The organism is Psychrobacter sp. JCM 18900 (assembly GCF_904846625.1).
Lineage (GTDB): Bacteria > Pseudomonadota > Gammaproteobacteria > Pseudomonadales > Moraxellaceae > Psychrobacter.
Genome location: NZ_CAJHBL010000006.1, coordinates 1 through 15133 on the forward strand (window position 1 = coordinate 1; position 15133 = coordinate 15133).

Here is a 15133-nt window from a genome sequence, read left to right on the forward strand (position 1 = left end):
GTTAACTGGGTTATTAATGTGTAATCTACACACTAGCTACTTCCAGCTCGTCTTGATGAGGTGCGTATTATAGACGGTTTAACTTTTGTGTCAACCCGTTTTATTAATGTTTTTAAAGTTATTTTAGTAGAATAATAAATCTGTATTTTTTTCAACGGGTTATGATTTAATTAATTTCAATAGGTTTAGAGACTGACTATAGATGTGCTTTTAACTATACTTTCTATCATCAAAAACGCTTAGCTTTGTTAGATAAATACCTTTTACTATCTTTGAGCTTTACCTTCGATTAGTGCAACCATTTCTCTATTTCCATTTTATAACTTACCCATCTTTTCAAAAAATGCTTTATACGCAGCGACTTTCTTATCCAACGATAGCGGATAAGCACGTGAAGTCGACGGTAACCTATATAGGGTTAGATTACTCACATCAGCTTTCTGGTTATCTGTACTCTGCCATTGATAAGGGTAGTCCATACTCTGATTGGTTTTTGGATGCTTTGATTTGGCAATTGGCTCGCTTAATAAATTGAGCAGTACTTCGGTCGCCTTGCCTCCTGTTGTGAACAAAGTCTCTACCTTTGGCACTTGCGGCAAGATAACATCTAGATCAACAGGTGTGACTACCGTTAAATTTTTATCTGAAGCATTACCCGTCTCACGGATGGCTTGCTTTACTGTCGGGCAAGAAGCGATGCCACGTTCAAACATAAAATCTCGAATGCGTTCAGGGTCAAAGCGTTTTTCATCGCCTACTCTAAAGTAGTCAGCATCATCAAAAAATACTCGACCATATATCCGCCACATATCATTATAAAAATTGGGATAATGAAAGCTCATGGCCCATTTATCAGCAGTCGGTGGAAAAGTACCCATCATCATGACCGTGGCATTGGGCGGTAAGACAGGCTCAAAAGGATGAGTTTCAAGCTCTGTGGCTTTGTCATTAGACAATTTCGATTCAGTATCAGTGGTTTTTTGAGTGGTTGGTGTTTTTATAGTCATGATATTCTTCATCAGAAAAGCGGTTTTTTTGGTATCATAGCAAGTCTAAACACTACCTCACTTATAATCACGCTATATAGTCAAACTTAGTTGATTCAATCAGTTGACTTAAATAGCGCGATATCATTTTACTTAGCCTGAATTGCTTAGGCTTTGATGGCAGCTGTGAACGCAAATATTGTCATTGCGTTAAATGAGCACTGTCGTAAAGTAGTTAATTAGCTTGATTGTAAAGGATTTAACTTTACTATTTATAAGCTAAGGATATGGTTAAAGTGCGGTAAGTGTTTGTATCTTTTATACTAATAGCAACCGCAGTAACTGCGCAAGCATCAGACAAGAAACCAAGAGAGTACTTATGAGTGACTTAAACAGCGATTTAAAAATTACGGTAATCGATCATCCACTAGTCCGTCATAAACTCAGCCTTATGCGCGAAAAAGACTGTAGTACTTATAAATTTCGTACATTGACCAAAGAGCTTGCGCGCTTGATGGCTTATGAAGCAAGCCGTGACTTTGAAATTGAAACTTTCCCAATGGAAGGCTGGTGTGGCGAAATCACTGGTGAGCAAATCATCGGTAAGACGGCGACGATCGTACCGATTTTACGCGCAGGTATTGGCATGCTTGATGGGGTGCTCGACTTGATCCCTACTGCTAAGATTTCTGTGGTCGGTCTACAACGTGACGAAGAAACGTTGCAGCCAGTCCCTTTCTTTGAAAAATTCGTGAGCCACATGGACAAACGTCCTGCGCTGATCATTGATCCAATGTTAGCCACAGGCGGCTCAATGGTTGCGACCATCGAGATGCTAAAGAAAAATGGCTGTACTAACATTAAAGCCTTGGTATTGGTGGCTGCACCTGAAGGCGTACGCTTAGTAAATGAAGCGCATCCTGACGTGACTATCTATACTGCTGCATTAGACAGCCATTTGGATGAGCACGGTTACATCATCCCAGGTCTAGGCGATGCTGGTGATAAGATTTTTGGTAAGCAGTTATCTAATAGATAAGTTGTATTAAAGTAAATAAAGCCGTCATCAAAACTATGGAAACAGCGGACAGCATCAACAATAAGGACAGATCATGAACGTATTGATTACAGGAGCGAGCGCGGGTTTTGGTAAAGCGTTGGCAGAGCGTTTGGTTGCTAACGGCCATCGTGTGATTGGTTGCGCCAGACGCCTTGATAAACTGAATGCTTTGGCAGAGACTTTAGGTGAGGCTTTTTTGCCCGTGGTTATGGATGTGAGTGATACGGCTTCTATTCCGCAAATTATTGCTGACTTGCCTGATGATTTTAAACAAATCGATGTCTTGGTCAATAATGCAGGATTGGCATTGGGTACAGAGCCTGCTCACAAGGCCAGTCTAGATGACTGGATGCGTATGACTGATACCAATATTAAAGGCTTGATGGCGTTGACCCATGCGGTCTTGCCAGCGATGGTTAAGCGTGACAGTGGCTATGTCATCAATGTCGGTTCGATTGCTGGTAGCTGGCCTTACTTCGGTGGCAATGTTTACGGCGCAACTAAAGCGTTTGTAAAACAGTTCAGCTTAAACTTGCGAGCAGATCTGATTGGTACCCAAGTGCGTGTGACCAATCTTGAACCTGGCAACGTTGCTGGCACTGAGTTTTCAAACGTGCGCTATCATGGTGACGATGACAAAGCTGCCAAGGTGTATGATGGCTTTAAAACCATGACAGGTGAAGATATCGGCGATATTTTGTTATGGCTAATCGAATCACCTGCTCATATTAATGTCAACCGTCTAGAAGTAATGCCAGTCGCCCAGACCTATAATGGGCTAACGATTGCCAAGCAAGATTAATATTAACTGCTCGGCTAGTTTTAGTATCAATGTTGATTATCAATATATCACTTATCAATACCGAACCTGTTAGCGTATCTCATACGATCGAAGCAATATAGAGTCACCTATATTGCTTTTTTTTATGTCTTCAATAGCTTGCTCATTGACCAAACGCAAATTCTGAAAGTCCAAAATCAGCACTTCGTTACGCAGACGTTCGCTAGTACGTTTATTGTGACGTATCGCAAATCCTAGTACCTGCTTACCAGTGATGGTTATCTGATTAATAATTAACCTTGAATTATTTATGTTCAGCTTCTGAACATTTATGATTGCCGTTGCAGGATTCACCGTCGTGGTTAACGTCTTCGTCTGTCGTACACTTTTGGGCATATCTCCTGCAAAAAACAATATCTGACCTAATGGTAAATATTGCGTATGCCGTACTAATTCTTGTCGGAACAATGCAGGCATATCTGTGTTAAAACTGTCTTCTGTCTGCTGATAAAACGCGGTGAAGTTACGATGTAAATAACGCCCGAACACCGTAGTATTAATCCATTCCTGATAAACATCGTCTGCTAATAACTGCTTGGTAAAAGCACTGGCATCAATTGTGATATCCCTACTCAAAGTAGCAAACAACATTGACAGTAAAAGCGCTTGCGGACTGGTAAATGTCTGCTGCTGCCATACTTGTGGATATAGGCTACTATCGAGTAATGGCAATGTTGATCTACTCATGCACTTGTATCCTCAACAATCATTTTCAGCCCCTATATAGCACTGGTATAGTATCACTGTTGACTTTTACCCTTAGCCAAATTCTATGCTATGGTCAGGCGACAGCTTTAATATAGCAGTCTTTTATTCGCGGTATAACTATTTTGTAGTGGTATATTCTACCGCTATACTTTCTTAACTAAATTGACCGAGACAGCTTGAAGAATCAAAGATATATCACTCTATGAAAAAAGACCTCATACCGTTTCCTACTCCCTACCAGCTAAAGACCATTACTGTCCAAACAGCTGATGGAACACTGCTGCCCGTCTCTGTCATTGGCAAAGGTAAACCTGTCCTATTAATGCACGCTTTCGGTATGGATGCGAGGCAATTTTTGCCATTTATTTTACCGCTCATTCAGCACTACTGCTTTTACTTGCCTCATTTTAGAGGGTTTGGGTTGGCCAGTAACCTAACGTTGCCAACGTTTGATTTTATTGAGCAATATGCACAAGACACCCAAGATGTATTTGAATACGTAAGCAAAGAAACTGGCATTGAGGCTTTCCATGTTGCCGCGATATCGATGGGGGCATTGGTCATGTGGGCGTATTTTCAGCGCTTTGGCACTCAGCACGTGAGTCACTATCTGAATATTGACCAAGCACCGATTATTCATAATCAGCCAGACTGGCAAGGTGGCGGTGTATTTGGTACACGACAAACCGAATTGTTTGCGCAATTTACACAGTTAATTACCGACACTGCCCCTTATCTACAAGCCGAGCAAATGGTTGACTTCCGTCACCTGCCCTATCGATTAAAAGTAAATTTATTAGACATGGAACGCTCTTTTTCTCTGCTCTCTGTCAGTAAAAAACCTTCGCAATTATTGGTAAAAGCACTCAGTTATCGGGCACCACACAAAATCTCATTAATGGAACACGCGACTTGGCAACATAAACTGCGTTGCCTATCTGCTTATGTTGCACTGCCCTACGATTACCGCGATGTTTTGCCCACTGTTAATATTCCGACTACCTTACTGATTGGTGCGCGCTCGCAGTTATATAATGCAGAATGGCAACAGCGTTTGACTACTCTGCTGCCCAATGCACACAGTATTATTTTGCCAACATCAGGGCATGCTGTACCGATGGATGCACCTGTGGCATTTTATAAAGTATTGAAAGAGTTTCTGAACGCTTAATGATGGGTTTTTAATAATGCACAAAAAAAACGACCTCAACGGGTCGTTTTTTATACGCTAAATTCAATCTAAATCAGTGGCTAAGTATTAATCATTTAAGCGCTGAATCAATTCAAATCGTGGAATTTCTTTACCATCAACCGTAACTGTTTCAGCGAACATCGCAAGCGGACGAACCCACACGCCATACTCACCATATAAGCAGCGATATACCACTAGCGACTCTTCGGTTTCTGAATGCTGCGCTGTATGCAATACTTGATACAAACTGCCTTTATAGTGGCGGTAAATGCCTTGGGGGATGGTTTTAGTCATAGCAAACTCCTACTATTAAAAATGGCTACTAATCATCGCTTCATAAAAAAGGTCGACAATGACTGCCGACCTCGCTCTTAATCATTTTTATAGATTATCTAACCAACAGTCACTTTTGCATAGGCCTTTTTACCTGCTTGAATCACGACCGTTTGACCTGAGGTTAGACTAAAGCCACCATCAACGACTTCGCCATCTACTTTGACCGCGCCACGTTTTACCATGTCTTTGGCAGCTGAGTTGTTTTTAGCGAGCTTAGCTTGGTTTAGGATCTGAGTGATAAATAACGCATCTTGCCCTTCTAGATCCAACATAATTTCTGGCAAATCGATTGGCAGCTCGCCATCGGCCAATACGTTACCGGCTGACTTATGCGCATTAGCAGCCGCATCGGCATCATGGAAACGCTCGATCAATTCTTCGGCTAAGATACGTTTGATTTCTTGTGGATTACGGCCACCTTCCATGTCTGCCATCAAGCTTTCGACTTCTTCCATTGGCTTAAAGCTTAAGAACTCAAAGTAACGATGGATCAGCGTGTCCGGCATCGACAGGATTTTTTGATACATGGTGCCTGGTGCGTCGTAGATAGCGACATAGTTGCCCAGTGATTTGGACATTTTATTGACACCATCTAGCCCTTCTAAGATTGGCACAGTGATACAAACTTGTGGTTCTTGGCCGTAGCGTCCTTGCAATGTGCGACCCATTAGCAAGTTAAAGGTCTGATCTGTACCGCCAAGCTCAACATCGGCTTTAAGTGCAATAGAATCGTAGCCTTGTACTAAAGGATAAAGAAACTCATGGATTGAAATGGGCGTTTGTGATGCATAGCGTTTAGAGAAGTCATCACGCTCAAGCATACGCGAGACGGTTTGCTGACTGGCAAGCTGAATCATGTCAGCAGCGCTCATGTCATTGAACCACTCAGAGTTAAAGACTACGCGAGTCTTTTCTTTGTCCAAGATTTTAAATACTTGCTCAGCATAAGTGGTTGCGTTGGCTTTGATTTGCTCATCGGTCAATGGTGGACGCGTGCTGTTTTTGCCAGAAGGGTCACCAATCTTGGCGGTATAATCACCGATTAGAAAATAAATCTCATGACCCAAATCTTGAAAATGCTTAAGCTTATTAATCAATACTGTGTGACCCAAATGCAGATCTGGTGCGGTAGGATCAAAGCCAGCCTTGATACGTAGTGGACGATTGAGCTTTAGCTTAGCCACTAAGTCATCTTCAGATAATATCTCTTGCGTACCGCGCTGAATAAGGGCCAGTTGTTCTTCTAGGGTGTAAGTTTGATTGGTCATGATGCTCTCTATATATCACTTTAATTGGGATTTTTATGAATGACGGTTACTGGCTCAACACCTTAGGAAGTTTAGAACCTCAAAAGGTTGGAAAAAATGCTAGAATTTGACGGATATACTAGCGTTTTTTAAGGTAAATTGCCATGACCAACCCCGCATCGATTGCTGATACTGACCATAATGCCCTCGCAGACTTGCTTATGAATAATGGTTTGGATAACCCTTCAGACGATATTGATGATTTGACCTCTGATAATTCGAACTATGCCACCCTAACTGATGCCCTTGAGCAAACGGTGTTTGAAAGCTTTGATGATGGCTTATATATCGGCATGATGTCTGGCACCAGTTTGGATGGTATGGATGCTGTCCTTTGTCAGTTTAATCCTGAGATGAACAACGAAGATGGCACCCAACCACCGATGCGACTGCTTGCGACCTATAGCCAAGACTTTCCGCCACGTCTGCGTGAAGTGCTACTGGCATTGTGTCAGCCGAATGGTGTGAATCAACTTGTACCAGAGGCTGATGAACCAAACAGTGAATTGGATTGGTTCGGCTGGGCAAGTCGCGAATATGCGGAATTTGCGAGCGAGGTGGTCAATACTTTATTGCAGCAATCAAATACCGATCCTGAGTCAGTGCTAGCGATTGGCTGTCATGGCCAGACCGTACGTCATCGCCCACAAATGGGATTCACGTTGCAATTAGTCGATGCCAATATCATCGCTGAGCGCACAAGCATCAGCGTGGTCAATGATTTCCGACGTCGTGATATGGCTGTTGGTGGTCAAGGCGCGCCTTTAGTACCTGCATTTCATCAGGCATTATTTGCCAATTCCGATAGCACCCGTGTGCTATTAAACTTAGGTGGTATTGCGAACATAACGGTCTTGCCAGCCAATGAAAAAGATCAAGTTGTTGGCTACGATACGGGTCCTGCCAACTTATTATTGGATGCGTGGATATCTTTGCATACTGACAATGCTTATGATGCAGGTGGCGCTTGGGCACAGTCTGGAACTCTCATTGAACCATTATTACAGCAACTTTTGGCACATCCATTTTTTGCTCAATCTCATCCAAAAAGCACAGGCCGTGAGGACTTTAATTTAACTTGGTTGCAAGATGAGCTACAGGCTTTTGAGCAAGCCAATGCTAACATCAGTTATTCAGCAGCCGATGTGCAAGCAACCTTGACTGAGCTAACGGCTACCAGTGCCAGTACGCAAATCAATACGTTTATCAGTCATGCAAAAAACAGCTCGGTTTATGTTTGCGGTGGCGGCGCATTGAATGGCTATTTAATGACGCGCCTGCAAGCTCATCTACCTCATTGCACAGTAAAAACCACTGAACATTTAGGGCTTGCGCCAACGTGGGTCGAGGCCGTTGCTTTTGCATGGTTGGCCAGACAAACATTGATGGGTGAAACTGGTAATTTACCAGCGGTAACCGGTGCAAATAAAGGCGTGGTATTGGGTCAAGTATGTTTTGCCTGACCAGTTAAATTTTAGTTTACATACGTGCACCTATGTGTTTTATAATGACTTTTGAAACGCCATCCTCTTAGGACCTGTAAGTATAGGATATATCGCATGAGCCAGAATAGTAGTTCACCTATCGACCAAGCCACCACTGATGACACAAATAATATGACTGCAGCACCTGTACATAAATCACGTCAAAAACCACCTCACTACGAGCGTTCTGATGATACGCGTGTGGTAGTCACAGGTATGGGCGCCATTACGCCGCTCGGTCTAGACGTCGATAGCTCATGGACCAAGTTGCTCAATGGCGAGAGTGGTATCTCACCGATTACGCATTTCGATGCCACAGGCTACCGTGCGCAAATCGCAGGCGTGATCAAAGATTTTGATGCCAAGCAATATATGAATGCTAAAGATGCGCGTCGCTATGATGAGTTCATGCATTATGGGGTTGCCGCTTCTGCCATGGCCCTAAAACACGCTGGTTTTATCGATGAAGTCAGTGCTGCTGATGCGCCTGTGCAAGGCGTCGACCAAGATCGCTTTGGTATTATTTTAGGTTCAGGTATTGGCGGTATTCAAACGATTGAAAACAGCCGTGATACCTTACACGAAAAAGGCGCAGGCAAAGTCTCACCTTTTATTATCCCAGGCTCTATCGTCAATATGGCCGCTGGACTAGTAGCGATTAAGCATAAGTTAAAAGGCCCAAACCTTGCGACATCGACGGCTTGTACCACGGCGACTCATGCTATGGGTCTTGCTGCTCGTTTGATTGCTTATGGTGATGCTGATGTCATGTTGGCCGGCGGTAGTGAAAAAGGTTCTAGCCCACTTGGTATAGCTGGCTTTAGTGCTATGCATGCACTCTCTACCCGCAATGACGAGCCAACCAAAGCTTCACGTCCATTTGATAAAGGTCGTGACGGGTTTGTCCTTGGTGATGGTGCTGGTGTGGTGGTATTAGAAAGCCTTGCCCATGCCAAAGCGCGCGGTGCAACGATATTGGCAGAGTTAGTCGGTTTCGGTATGAGTGATGATGCCAGTCATATTACTGCCCCACCAGAAGACGGTAGCGGTGCGGCAAGAGCGATGCAAAATGCACTAAACGATGCTGGTATCGAGTCATCAAGCGTCGGTTATGTCAACGCTCATGGTACCAGTACCCCTGCTGGTGATGTGGCTGAGTCTATTGCTATCGAAACTGTATTCTCTCCTGTAAAAGACAGCATCTTAGTTAGCTCAACCAAATCGATGACCGGTCACTTACTTGGTGCCGCTGGCGGAGTTGAAGCCATCTTTACAGTACTAGCGCTACAGCATCAGCATGTGCCACCTACGATCAATCTAGACGATGTCGAGGACGACTGTAATCTTGATTATGTGGCTAATCAATCACGCAAAGTTGATAACCTGCAGTATGCAGTATCCAACAGCTTTGGCTTTGGTGGTACCAATGGCTCATTGGTATTTGCTCGCTGGCCTGTCAATCAATAATAGCTACCCATCTACATCGCAGCGCATGGTAATGAGTGCGTTGTAACGTTGGTGTCAGATTTGCTACGTTTGTCCACTTGCAGCCCCTTATCGTACTTGCGTATGATAAGGGGTAATTTTTGGAACATTTATGGAAGATACTATGTCAAGCTACTCATTTTCCCATCAGTTTTATCAACGCTGGACGTGTGCACCTGAGCCAGTACGCGCAGCGATTACCCAAGAACTAAAAGACATCACTACCCTGCTGCAATCTGACACCTCATTTGAAGACTTCACTTTTAATACTCATGATTTAGATGCGCATGTAGACGAGCTATACGACAACTACAATGCAGAGCAAGCCATTGCGAAAGCGATCACAGACAAACAAGAGCAAGAAGACGCGGCCGCTGCAAAACAAAAGCTAGAAGAAGATCAGAAGAAAAAAGAAGCAGAAGAAGCCACGCGCAAGGCAGAATCGACTCAAAAAGAACAAGAGAAAAATGAGCAGTCAGCGTTAGAGGCAGACAATGACAAAGAACTGGCTGCTACCGACGTAGCTAAAGTAAACACAGATAAAGTCGTGACAGATAGCGCCGTTACTGACGATTTTGTTACTGATACTTCTAGTGCAAAGACTGAAAAAGCGGCATTAGAAGTCGTAAATACTGAAGGCAATACTAGCGATAGTAAAAATGCTGATCACAAAACCATTAGCGAACAGGCACATACGCTTAGCGATAACCACATTAAAGATATTAGTAATAAAGCCAGTGCAGCGATTAATTTGGCCTTAAAAGACGCGAAGCTTGATGCAACACATCAACAGCTAATCCGCGAGCTAGAAACACAGGTCGATGACTATCTCAGTGAGCAAATGATGCTGATGTCTGAAAATCTAAAGTCTTGGCTACGTGCTGAGGTCACTCAACACTTTAGCGAACAAAGTGACTTAACTACTAATAATGAAGCTGCTAAGAAAAGCATCCACTAACAGTGATTATTTCTCAGTGTTAAATTTACAGTTAGAACAGCCGCTCAGTAGCAAGTACTAAATCACGAACACTAAAAAGCCCCGTAAATTATTTACGGGGCTTTTTAGTGCTTTTAGTTAATGTTTTGAGCTTAGTATTAAATGGCTTTGGTACGTTCAGTCAACCACTCAAGCGCTGCACCTTCGACACGATCTTTTAGCTCTGCGAAGACTTGGCTATGATAGTCATTTAACCAATCAATCTCGGTTTGGTCCAACAACGATGGCTCAATCAGACGCGTATCGATTGGGCAGTAAGTGATGGTCTCAAAGTTCAAGAAACCACCAAAATCTGTCTCAGTAGGCTTAGCAACTGGCGTATTTACTACCAAGTTCTCGATACGAATACCCCATTTACCTTCGCGGTATAGACCTGGCTCATTACTAGAAATCATACCTTCTTTCATCGCGCGCTCTTTTGGTGTGCTTGCGCTATAGGCGATGACTTGTGGGCCTTCGTGTACATTCAAGAAATACCCAACACCGTGACCCGTACCATGACCATAGTCCATCTGTGCTTGCCACAATGGCGCACGGCAAATAGCATCGATCAACGGTGAGGCGATACCATCAGGGAAATGGGCACGAGCCAGCGCAATGTGGGCTTTTAGCACAATCGTAAAGTCGCGTTTATGCTCAGCAGTGACTTGTCCAATACCAACTACGCGGGTGATATCAGTCGTACCGTTTTGATATTGTGCGCCTGAGTCAATCAGTAGCAATCCGCCTTCGCCCTCGGTCACATCAAGGTAGCTGAATTTTTCTGGTGTCGCACGGTAATGTGGCAATGCGCCATTTTCATTAAAGCCTGCAATTGTTGGGAAGCTTGGCGAGACATAATGCGGCTGACGACTGCGCACGTCTATCAGCATGCTATCAACATCTAGTTCGCTTAGACGCTCGCCGTTTGCTAGACGCTGCTCAAATGTCGCAAAAAACTCAGCCAAAGCAGCGCCATCTTGACGCATCGCTTCACGCACATGATCGATATCTGCATCTGACTTTACAGATTTGAGTAATGTGCTAGGCGCCATTTGCTCAATAAAGCCAACATCATCTGCCATTTTTGAGAGTGTACCTACTGCGACTTTGCTCGGATCTAACAGTAGTAAATCGTCTGGTGTTAATGCATTCAATGCATCTTGCACAGCAGAATAGTCAGCCAATGTGATACCACTGTCTTTTAGACTCTGTGCAATATCTTTGCTTACTTTATCAGTATCAACAAACAGCGTTGCTTTGTCTGCGTCAATCAACATATGTGACAAGAATACCGGATTATAATCAACATCAGCACCGCGCAAGTTCGTCAACCAAGCGATATCGTCTAGACTTGAGAGTAAATGATGTGTCGCACCTGCTTCTACCATACCTGCACGCACATCAGCAAGTTTTGAGGTGGCAGACTGAGCAAGGAACTGCTCATCATGCGCATATAGTTTGGCCGCTGGTAGTGCTGGGCGATCTGTCCAAATCTCTGTCAACACATCACGCTCAGTAATCAAAGTAATGTCATTGGCATCAAAAGCATTTAACAAGCGATCTTGCTCGGCGATAGATAGTACGTTGCCGTCTACTGCTACGCTATCCCCTTCATGCAAATGCTCGGCTAGCCAATCGATATGATTTGGCTGACCTGGCGCAAGCTTTTCTAAAGTAATACCTGTGCCTTCTAACTGGTCGGCAGCATGTACCCAATAACGGCTATCCGTCCATAGACCTGCAAAATCAGCAGTCACGACCAGCGTACCGACAGAACCGGTAAATCCTGACAGCCATAAGCGTGCTTGCCAGTACTCTGGTAGATATTCAGATAAATGGGGATCAGCAGAGGGTACGATGATTGCGGTGAGATCTTGCGCGGCTAAGGTGCTACGTAAGTTAGCAATACGTTCGTGAATGGCTTGTTTATTCATTGAATGTGTCCTTATAGAAGTTATAAAAATATGATGATGGCGCGATTATTTACAATCGTCTTGTTCTAATAGTCGTCTTGTTTTAGTTCTTGATACCGCTTTAGTTTTAATAAGATATTTATCATTGATAGCAATTATTCAAGCAAGCAAACTGTCTACTTATTTAGCTATCTAATTATGTTTGTTTGGGTAATTACTTCTGCTTATTAATAATAAAAAATTGAGATTAATATTGCCTCACGGATATTTACGGTGAGCTATCATTAGATGTTTGGGCAGATAATAAGCTTTCAATGGCTTATGCCAAATATCTCACTAACTAAAACAGTAAAACGTGCTACCAGTAATGGTAACACGTCTCATCATATGTCACTTGTGCTGTTGTTAATCACAAATGTACATCAGACTATCTTATTGCTTGGCCAGTTGTTTTTCACGCTCGCTTTCTTTAAGCATTTTATTGATAGGTTTTGCTAGTATCAATAATAGTACAGCGGTAACTACCAAGAAAATGGTCATGGTTGTGAACAGACCTGGTAAGCCTTCGATTTTGTCAGCTGATACATGCCCACCAAAGAAAGCGGCAACCAAGTTACCCATAGCGATAGAAGCGAAGAACAGCCCCATCATTTGGCCTTGCATACCCTTTGGCGCCAACTTTGTCATTGCAGACAAACCAACGGGACTTAGTGCTAACTCACCCAACGTTAATAGCAAGAGACTGCCTACCAACCATAGTGGCGATGCCAAGCCAGCACCAGGCACTAAGATGCTTTTTGAAGCAAAAATCATCAATGCAAAACCTGCCGCTGCGAGTAGCATACCCAGTGCAAACTTAGCCATACTGCTCGGCTCAAGTCCTCGGTTACCAAGCTTGACCCAGATGATGCTAATGATAGGTGCCAATATTAAAATAAATAGTGGGTTCAATGACTGGAACCAAATACTTGGTATCTCAAACCCTAGAACATTCAGATCAGTATAACGATCGGCAAATAAGTTAAAAGACGTTGGCTGCTGCTCAAAACTTGACCAAAATAGCGTCGAGCCAATGATTAAGACAAAGCAAATTAACAAGCGTAATTTGTCCGTCTTATCCAATCGCGGTGAGATAAACATAATAGCGAAATACAAGATAACCACCGCAGCAATGATATACGTCATATACTCTGCAACCATCTCAGGATTGAACGATATCATGCCGGTAGACACTAATAGCACTGCGGCTACTAGCAAGGCGACAAAACCACCAACCCAGCGACCGATGTTTTTGTAATGGTCGTTAGATTTTTCCCACTCAGCAGAAATACCTTTGGCACGTGCATAACGCGTTAATTTTTTTTGCGCGAAAAAACGATAGATTAGTAATGAGACCAGCATACCCAATCCGCCAACGCCAAAGCCGACATGCCACATGCCTTTTTCTTTGAATACGCCGACGATAAGTGCCGCTAGTAACGCACCGATGTTTATACCCATATAAAACAAGGTAAAACCGCCATCACGGCGAGAGTCGCCTTTGGGGTACAAAGCACCAACCATTACTGAGATACAGGTCTTAAATAACCCTGAGCCCAAGACAATACAGATTAAACCAACGAAGAACAGCGTCATACCAAACATCGCTGAAAGCGCGATACACAAGTGACCAAGGGCAATAATAATACTGCCCCACCATAACGCACGCTCTTGACCTAACCAGTTATCTGCTAACCAACCACCTGGTACTGCTGCTAAGTATAACGAACCCGCAAAAATACCATAAATAGCAGAAGCGGTGACTTCATCGAAGCCAAAACCGCCACTGCTCACTGTTGCCACCATAAATAGAACTAATAGTGGACGGATACTATAATAGGAGAATCGCTCCCACATTTCGGTAAAAAACAATGAGCGTAAGGGCGCAGGATGTCCCATAAAGCCATTGTCTAGTGCTTCTAGCTCTGCTGCACTAGCCCCCGATTTTGTTTCTGTGCCCATAACTTTATTCCTTTAAAGATCATATTTGTAATGACCAAACCCCTGATTATCCAGATGGACGGTCATATAGGCGGAACATTGTTTCACTTGGCTATAATCAAGTAAAGAAAAAATTGGTCAAAAATTACACAAATACCCATAAAAAAAGCCCGCTCTCAATGGTTGAGAACGGACTCTTTTTATAGGTATCTAAGACAGTAATATTATGCTTATAGCACTGTTGATACAGACTTCATAATGCAGCTCATTTAACAATCGAGTGGCACTATTTTAAATCATTTATATAATCATACTACAGCTTACTGTGCTGCGGCCTCATCAGTAGCGTCGCTAGCATTCCCAGCATCTAAGTCACCATCCGCTTGCTCAGCTGTCAAATCAGCATCGGCTACAGCGGCTTGGCTTACAGTACCAGAGGCCGTTGCTGTACCAGCTTCTGCGGTGACAACTGCACTATCTGCATCTGCCGCTGGTGTTACGGTTGCATCTGCTGCAGTATCAGACGCTGTAGCATCTGACGCTTCTTCTGTTGTTGCAGCTTCTGCATCGGCTGGAGCCGCTTCTTCTTCAGTAGCAGTAGCTTCTGCTTCATCTGCCGCAGCTGATGCTTCGGTTGTCTCAGCAGTGATATGCTCGCCTGCTGGACGCAAAAATGCAGAAACACCAATAAGTAAGACAATACCTAAGAACATGGCAATGCCACCTAAAGCGAATAACAGCTCTTTTTTTGGATTGTTATTAACGATACCTTCTGACATACCTTATCCACCTTGCACAAAATATTTGAAATATTGACCTATTATATCGCAATTTATACTGATTTGTGAAAACCCTTAAGTAT

Annotated in this window: 13 protein-coding genes; 6 read left to right on the top strand and 7 right to left on the bottom strand. The window is 43.4% G+C overall.

All coding sequences use genetic code 11. From position 1 onward, the window contains the following. Positions 1–317 precede the first annotated feature (317 nt). The gene (locus JMX96_RS11310) at positions 318–884 is read right to left on the bottom strand and encodes a DNA glycosylase (protein ID WP_413786745.1); all 567 of its coding nucleotides are present in this window, start codon (positions 882–884) and stop codon (positions 318–320) included. Between the two features lie 481 nt (positions 885–1365). Between JMX96_RS11310 and upp the strand changes: the two genes are divergently transcribed. Both upp and JMX96_RS11320 read left to right on the top strand, forming a co-directional pair. Next, the gene (gene upp / locus JMX96_RS11315; protein WP_057761878.1) at positions 1366–2025 is read left to right on the top strand and encodes a uracil phosphoribosyltransferase; all 660 of its coding nucleotides are present in this window, start codon (positions 1366–1368) and stop codon (positions 2023–2025) included. A gap of 73 nt (positions 2026–2098) precedes the next feature. Next, positions 2099–2848: an SDR family NAD(P)-dependent oxidoreductase gene (locus JMX96_RS11320; RefSeq protein ID WP_201569129.1), complete on the top strand. Its 750-nt coding sequence runs from the start codon at positions 2099–2101 to the stop codon at positions 2846–2848. 69 nt (positions 2849–2917) lie between these two features. On the opposite strand, the gene JMX96_RS11325 is transcribed toward JMX96_RS11320, so the two are convergent. Then, positions 2918–3574: a hypothetical protein gene (locus JMX96_RS11325; RefSeq protein WP_201569131.1), complete on the bottom strand. Its 657-nt coding sequence runs from the start codon at positions 3572–3574 to the stop codon at positions 2918–2920. Between the two features lie 223 nt (positions 3575–3797). On the opposite strand from JMX96_RS11325, the gene JMX96_RS11330 reads away from it, so the two are divergent. Next, entirely contained in the window at positions 3798–4766 is a 969-nt protein-coding gene (locus JMX96_RS11330) for an alpha/beta fold hydrolase (protein ID WP_201569133.1), read from the top strand. 87 nt (positions 4767–4853) lie between these two features. Here JMX96_RS11330 and JMX96_RS11335 read toward each other — a convergent pair whose 3' ends face one another. Continuing rightward, positions 4854–5081, bottom strand: a complete 228-nt coding sequence (locus JMX96_RS11335; protein WP_201569135.1) for a DUF1653 domain-containing protein — start codon at positions 5079–5081, stop codon at positions 4854–4856. 98 nt (positions 5082–5179) lie between these two features. Further along, positions 5180–6391 (bottom strand): tyrosine--tRNA ligase, encoded by a 1212-nt coding sequence (gene tyrS, locus JMX96_RS11340; RefSeq protein WP_201569136.1) that lies wholly within the window; start codon positions 6389–6391, stop codon positions 5180–5182. Positions 6392–6534: 143 nt separating this feature from the next. On the opposite strand from tyrS, the gene JMX96_RS11345 reads away from it, so the two are divergent. From JMX96_RS11345 to JMX96_RS11355, 3 genes are all read left to right on the top strand, one after another. After that, positions 6535–7893: an anhydro-N-acetylmuramic acid kinase gene (locus JMX96_RS11345; protein WP_201569138.1), complete on the top strand. Its 1359-nt coding sequence runs from the start codon at positions 6535–6537 to the stop codon at positions 7891–7893. Between the two features lie 153 nt (positions 7894–8046). After that, complete coding sequence (gene fabF, locus JMX96_RS11350; protein ID WP_201569344.1) at positions 8047–9381, top strand: beta-ketoacyl-ACP synthase II; 1335 nt, start codon at positions 8047–8049, stop codon at positions 9379–9381. 130 nt (positions 9382–9511) lie between these two features. After that, positions 9512–10357, top strand: coding sequence for a hypothetical protein (locus tag JMX96_RS11355; protein WP_201569140.1), 846 nt, complete (start codon positions 9512–9514; stop codon positions 10355–10357). 137 nt (positions 10358–10494) lie between these two features. Here the strand turns inward: JMX96_RS11355 and JMX96_RS11360 are convergent, their stop codons facing one another. The 3 genes from JMX96_RS11360 to JMX96_RS11370 all read right to left on the bottom strand — a co-directional run bounded on the left by JMX96_RS11360 (position 10495) and on the right by JMX96_RS11370 (position 15050). Then, a complete protein-coding gene (locus tag JMX96_RS11360; protein ID WP_201569142.1) occupies positions 10495–12312 on the bottom strand; it encodes an aminopeptidase P family protein in 1818 nt (605 codons plus the stop codon). Positions 12313–12723: 411 nt separating this feature from the next. Beyond that, positions 12724–14292, bottom strand: coding sequence for a peptide MFS transporter (locus JMX96_RS11365; protein WP_201569144.1), 1569 nt, complete (start codon positions 14290–14292; stop codon positions 12724–12726). Positions 14293–14591: 299 nt separating this feature from the next. After that, positions 14592–15050 carry a hypothetical protein gene (locus JMX96_RS11370; protein ID WP_201569146.1) on the bottom strand — a complete coding sequence of 153 codons (459 nt, stop codon included), beginning with the start codon at positions 15048–15050 and terminating at the stop codon, positions 14592–14594. Between the last annotated feature and the right edge of the window lie 83 nt (positions 15051–15133).

Coding starts and splice junctions, on each gene's coding strand:
- JMX96_RS11310 (WP_413786745.1), bottom strand. CDS start 884: ATGATGATGGGTACTTTTCCACCGACTGCTGATAAATGGGCCATGAGC.
- upp (WP_057761878.1), top strand. CDS start 1,366: ATGAGTGACTTAAACAGCGATTTAAAAATTACGGTAATCGATCATCCA.
- JMX96_RS11320 (WP_201569129.1), top strand. CDS start 2,099: ATGAACGTATTGATTACAGGAGCGAGCGCGGGTTTTGGTAAAGCGTTG.
- JMX96_RS11325 (WP_201569131.1), bottom strand. CDS start 3,574: ATGAGTAGATCAACATTGCCATTACTCGATAGTAGCCTATATCCACAA.
- JMX96_RS11330 (WP_201569133.1), top strand. CDS start 3,798: ATGAAAAAAGACCTCATACCGTTTCCTACTCCCTACCAGCTAAAGACC.
- JMX96_RS11335 (WP_201569135.1), bottom strand. CDS start 5,081: ATGACTAAAACCATCCCCCAAGGCATTTACCGCCACTATAAAGGCAGT.
- tyrS (WP_201569136.1), bottom strand. CDS start 6,391: ATGACCAATCAAACTTACACCCTAGAAGAACAACTGGCCCTTATTCAG.
- JMX96_RS11345 (WP_201569138.1), top strand. CDS start 6,535: ATGACCAACCCCGCATCGATTGCTGATACTGACCATAATGCCCTCGCA.
- fabF (WP_201569344.1), top strand. CDS start 8,047: ATGACTGCAGCACCTGTACATAAATCACGTCAAAAACCACCTCACTAC.
- JMX96_RS11355 (WP_201569140.1), top strand. CDS start 9,512: ATGGAAGATACTATGTCAAGCTACTCATTTTCCCATCAGTTTTATCAA.
- JMX96_RS11360 (WP_201569142.1), bottom strand. CDS start 12,312: ATGAATAAACAAGCCATTCACGAACGTATTGCTAACTTACGTAGCACC.
- JMX96_RS11365 (WP_201569144.1), bottom strand. CDS start 14,292: ATGGGCACAGAAACAAAATCGGGGGCTAGTGCAGCAGAGCTAGAAGCA.
- JMX96_RS11370 (WP_201569146.1), bottom strand. CDS start 15,050: ATGTCAGAAGGTATCGTTAATAACAATCCAAAAAAAGAGCTGTTATTC.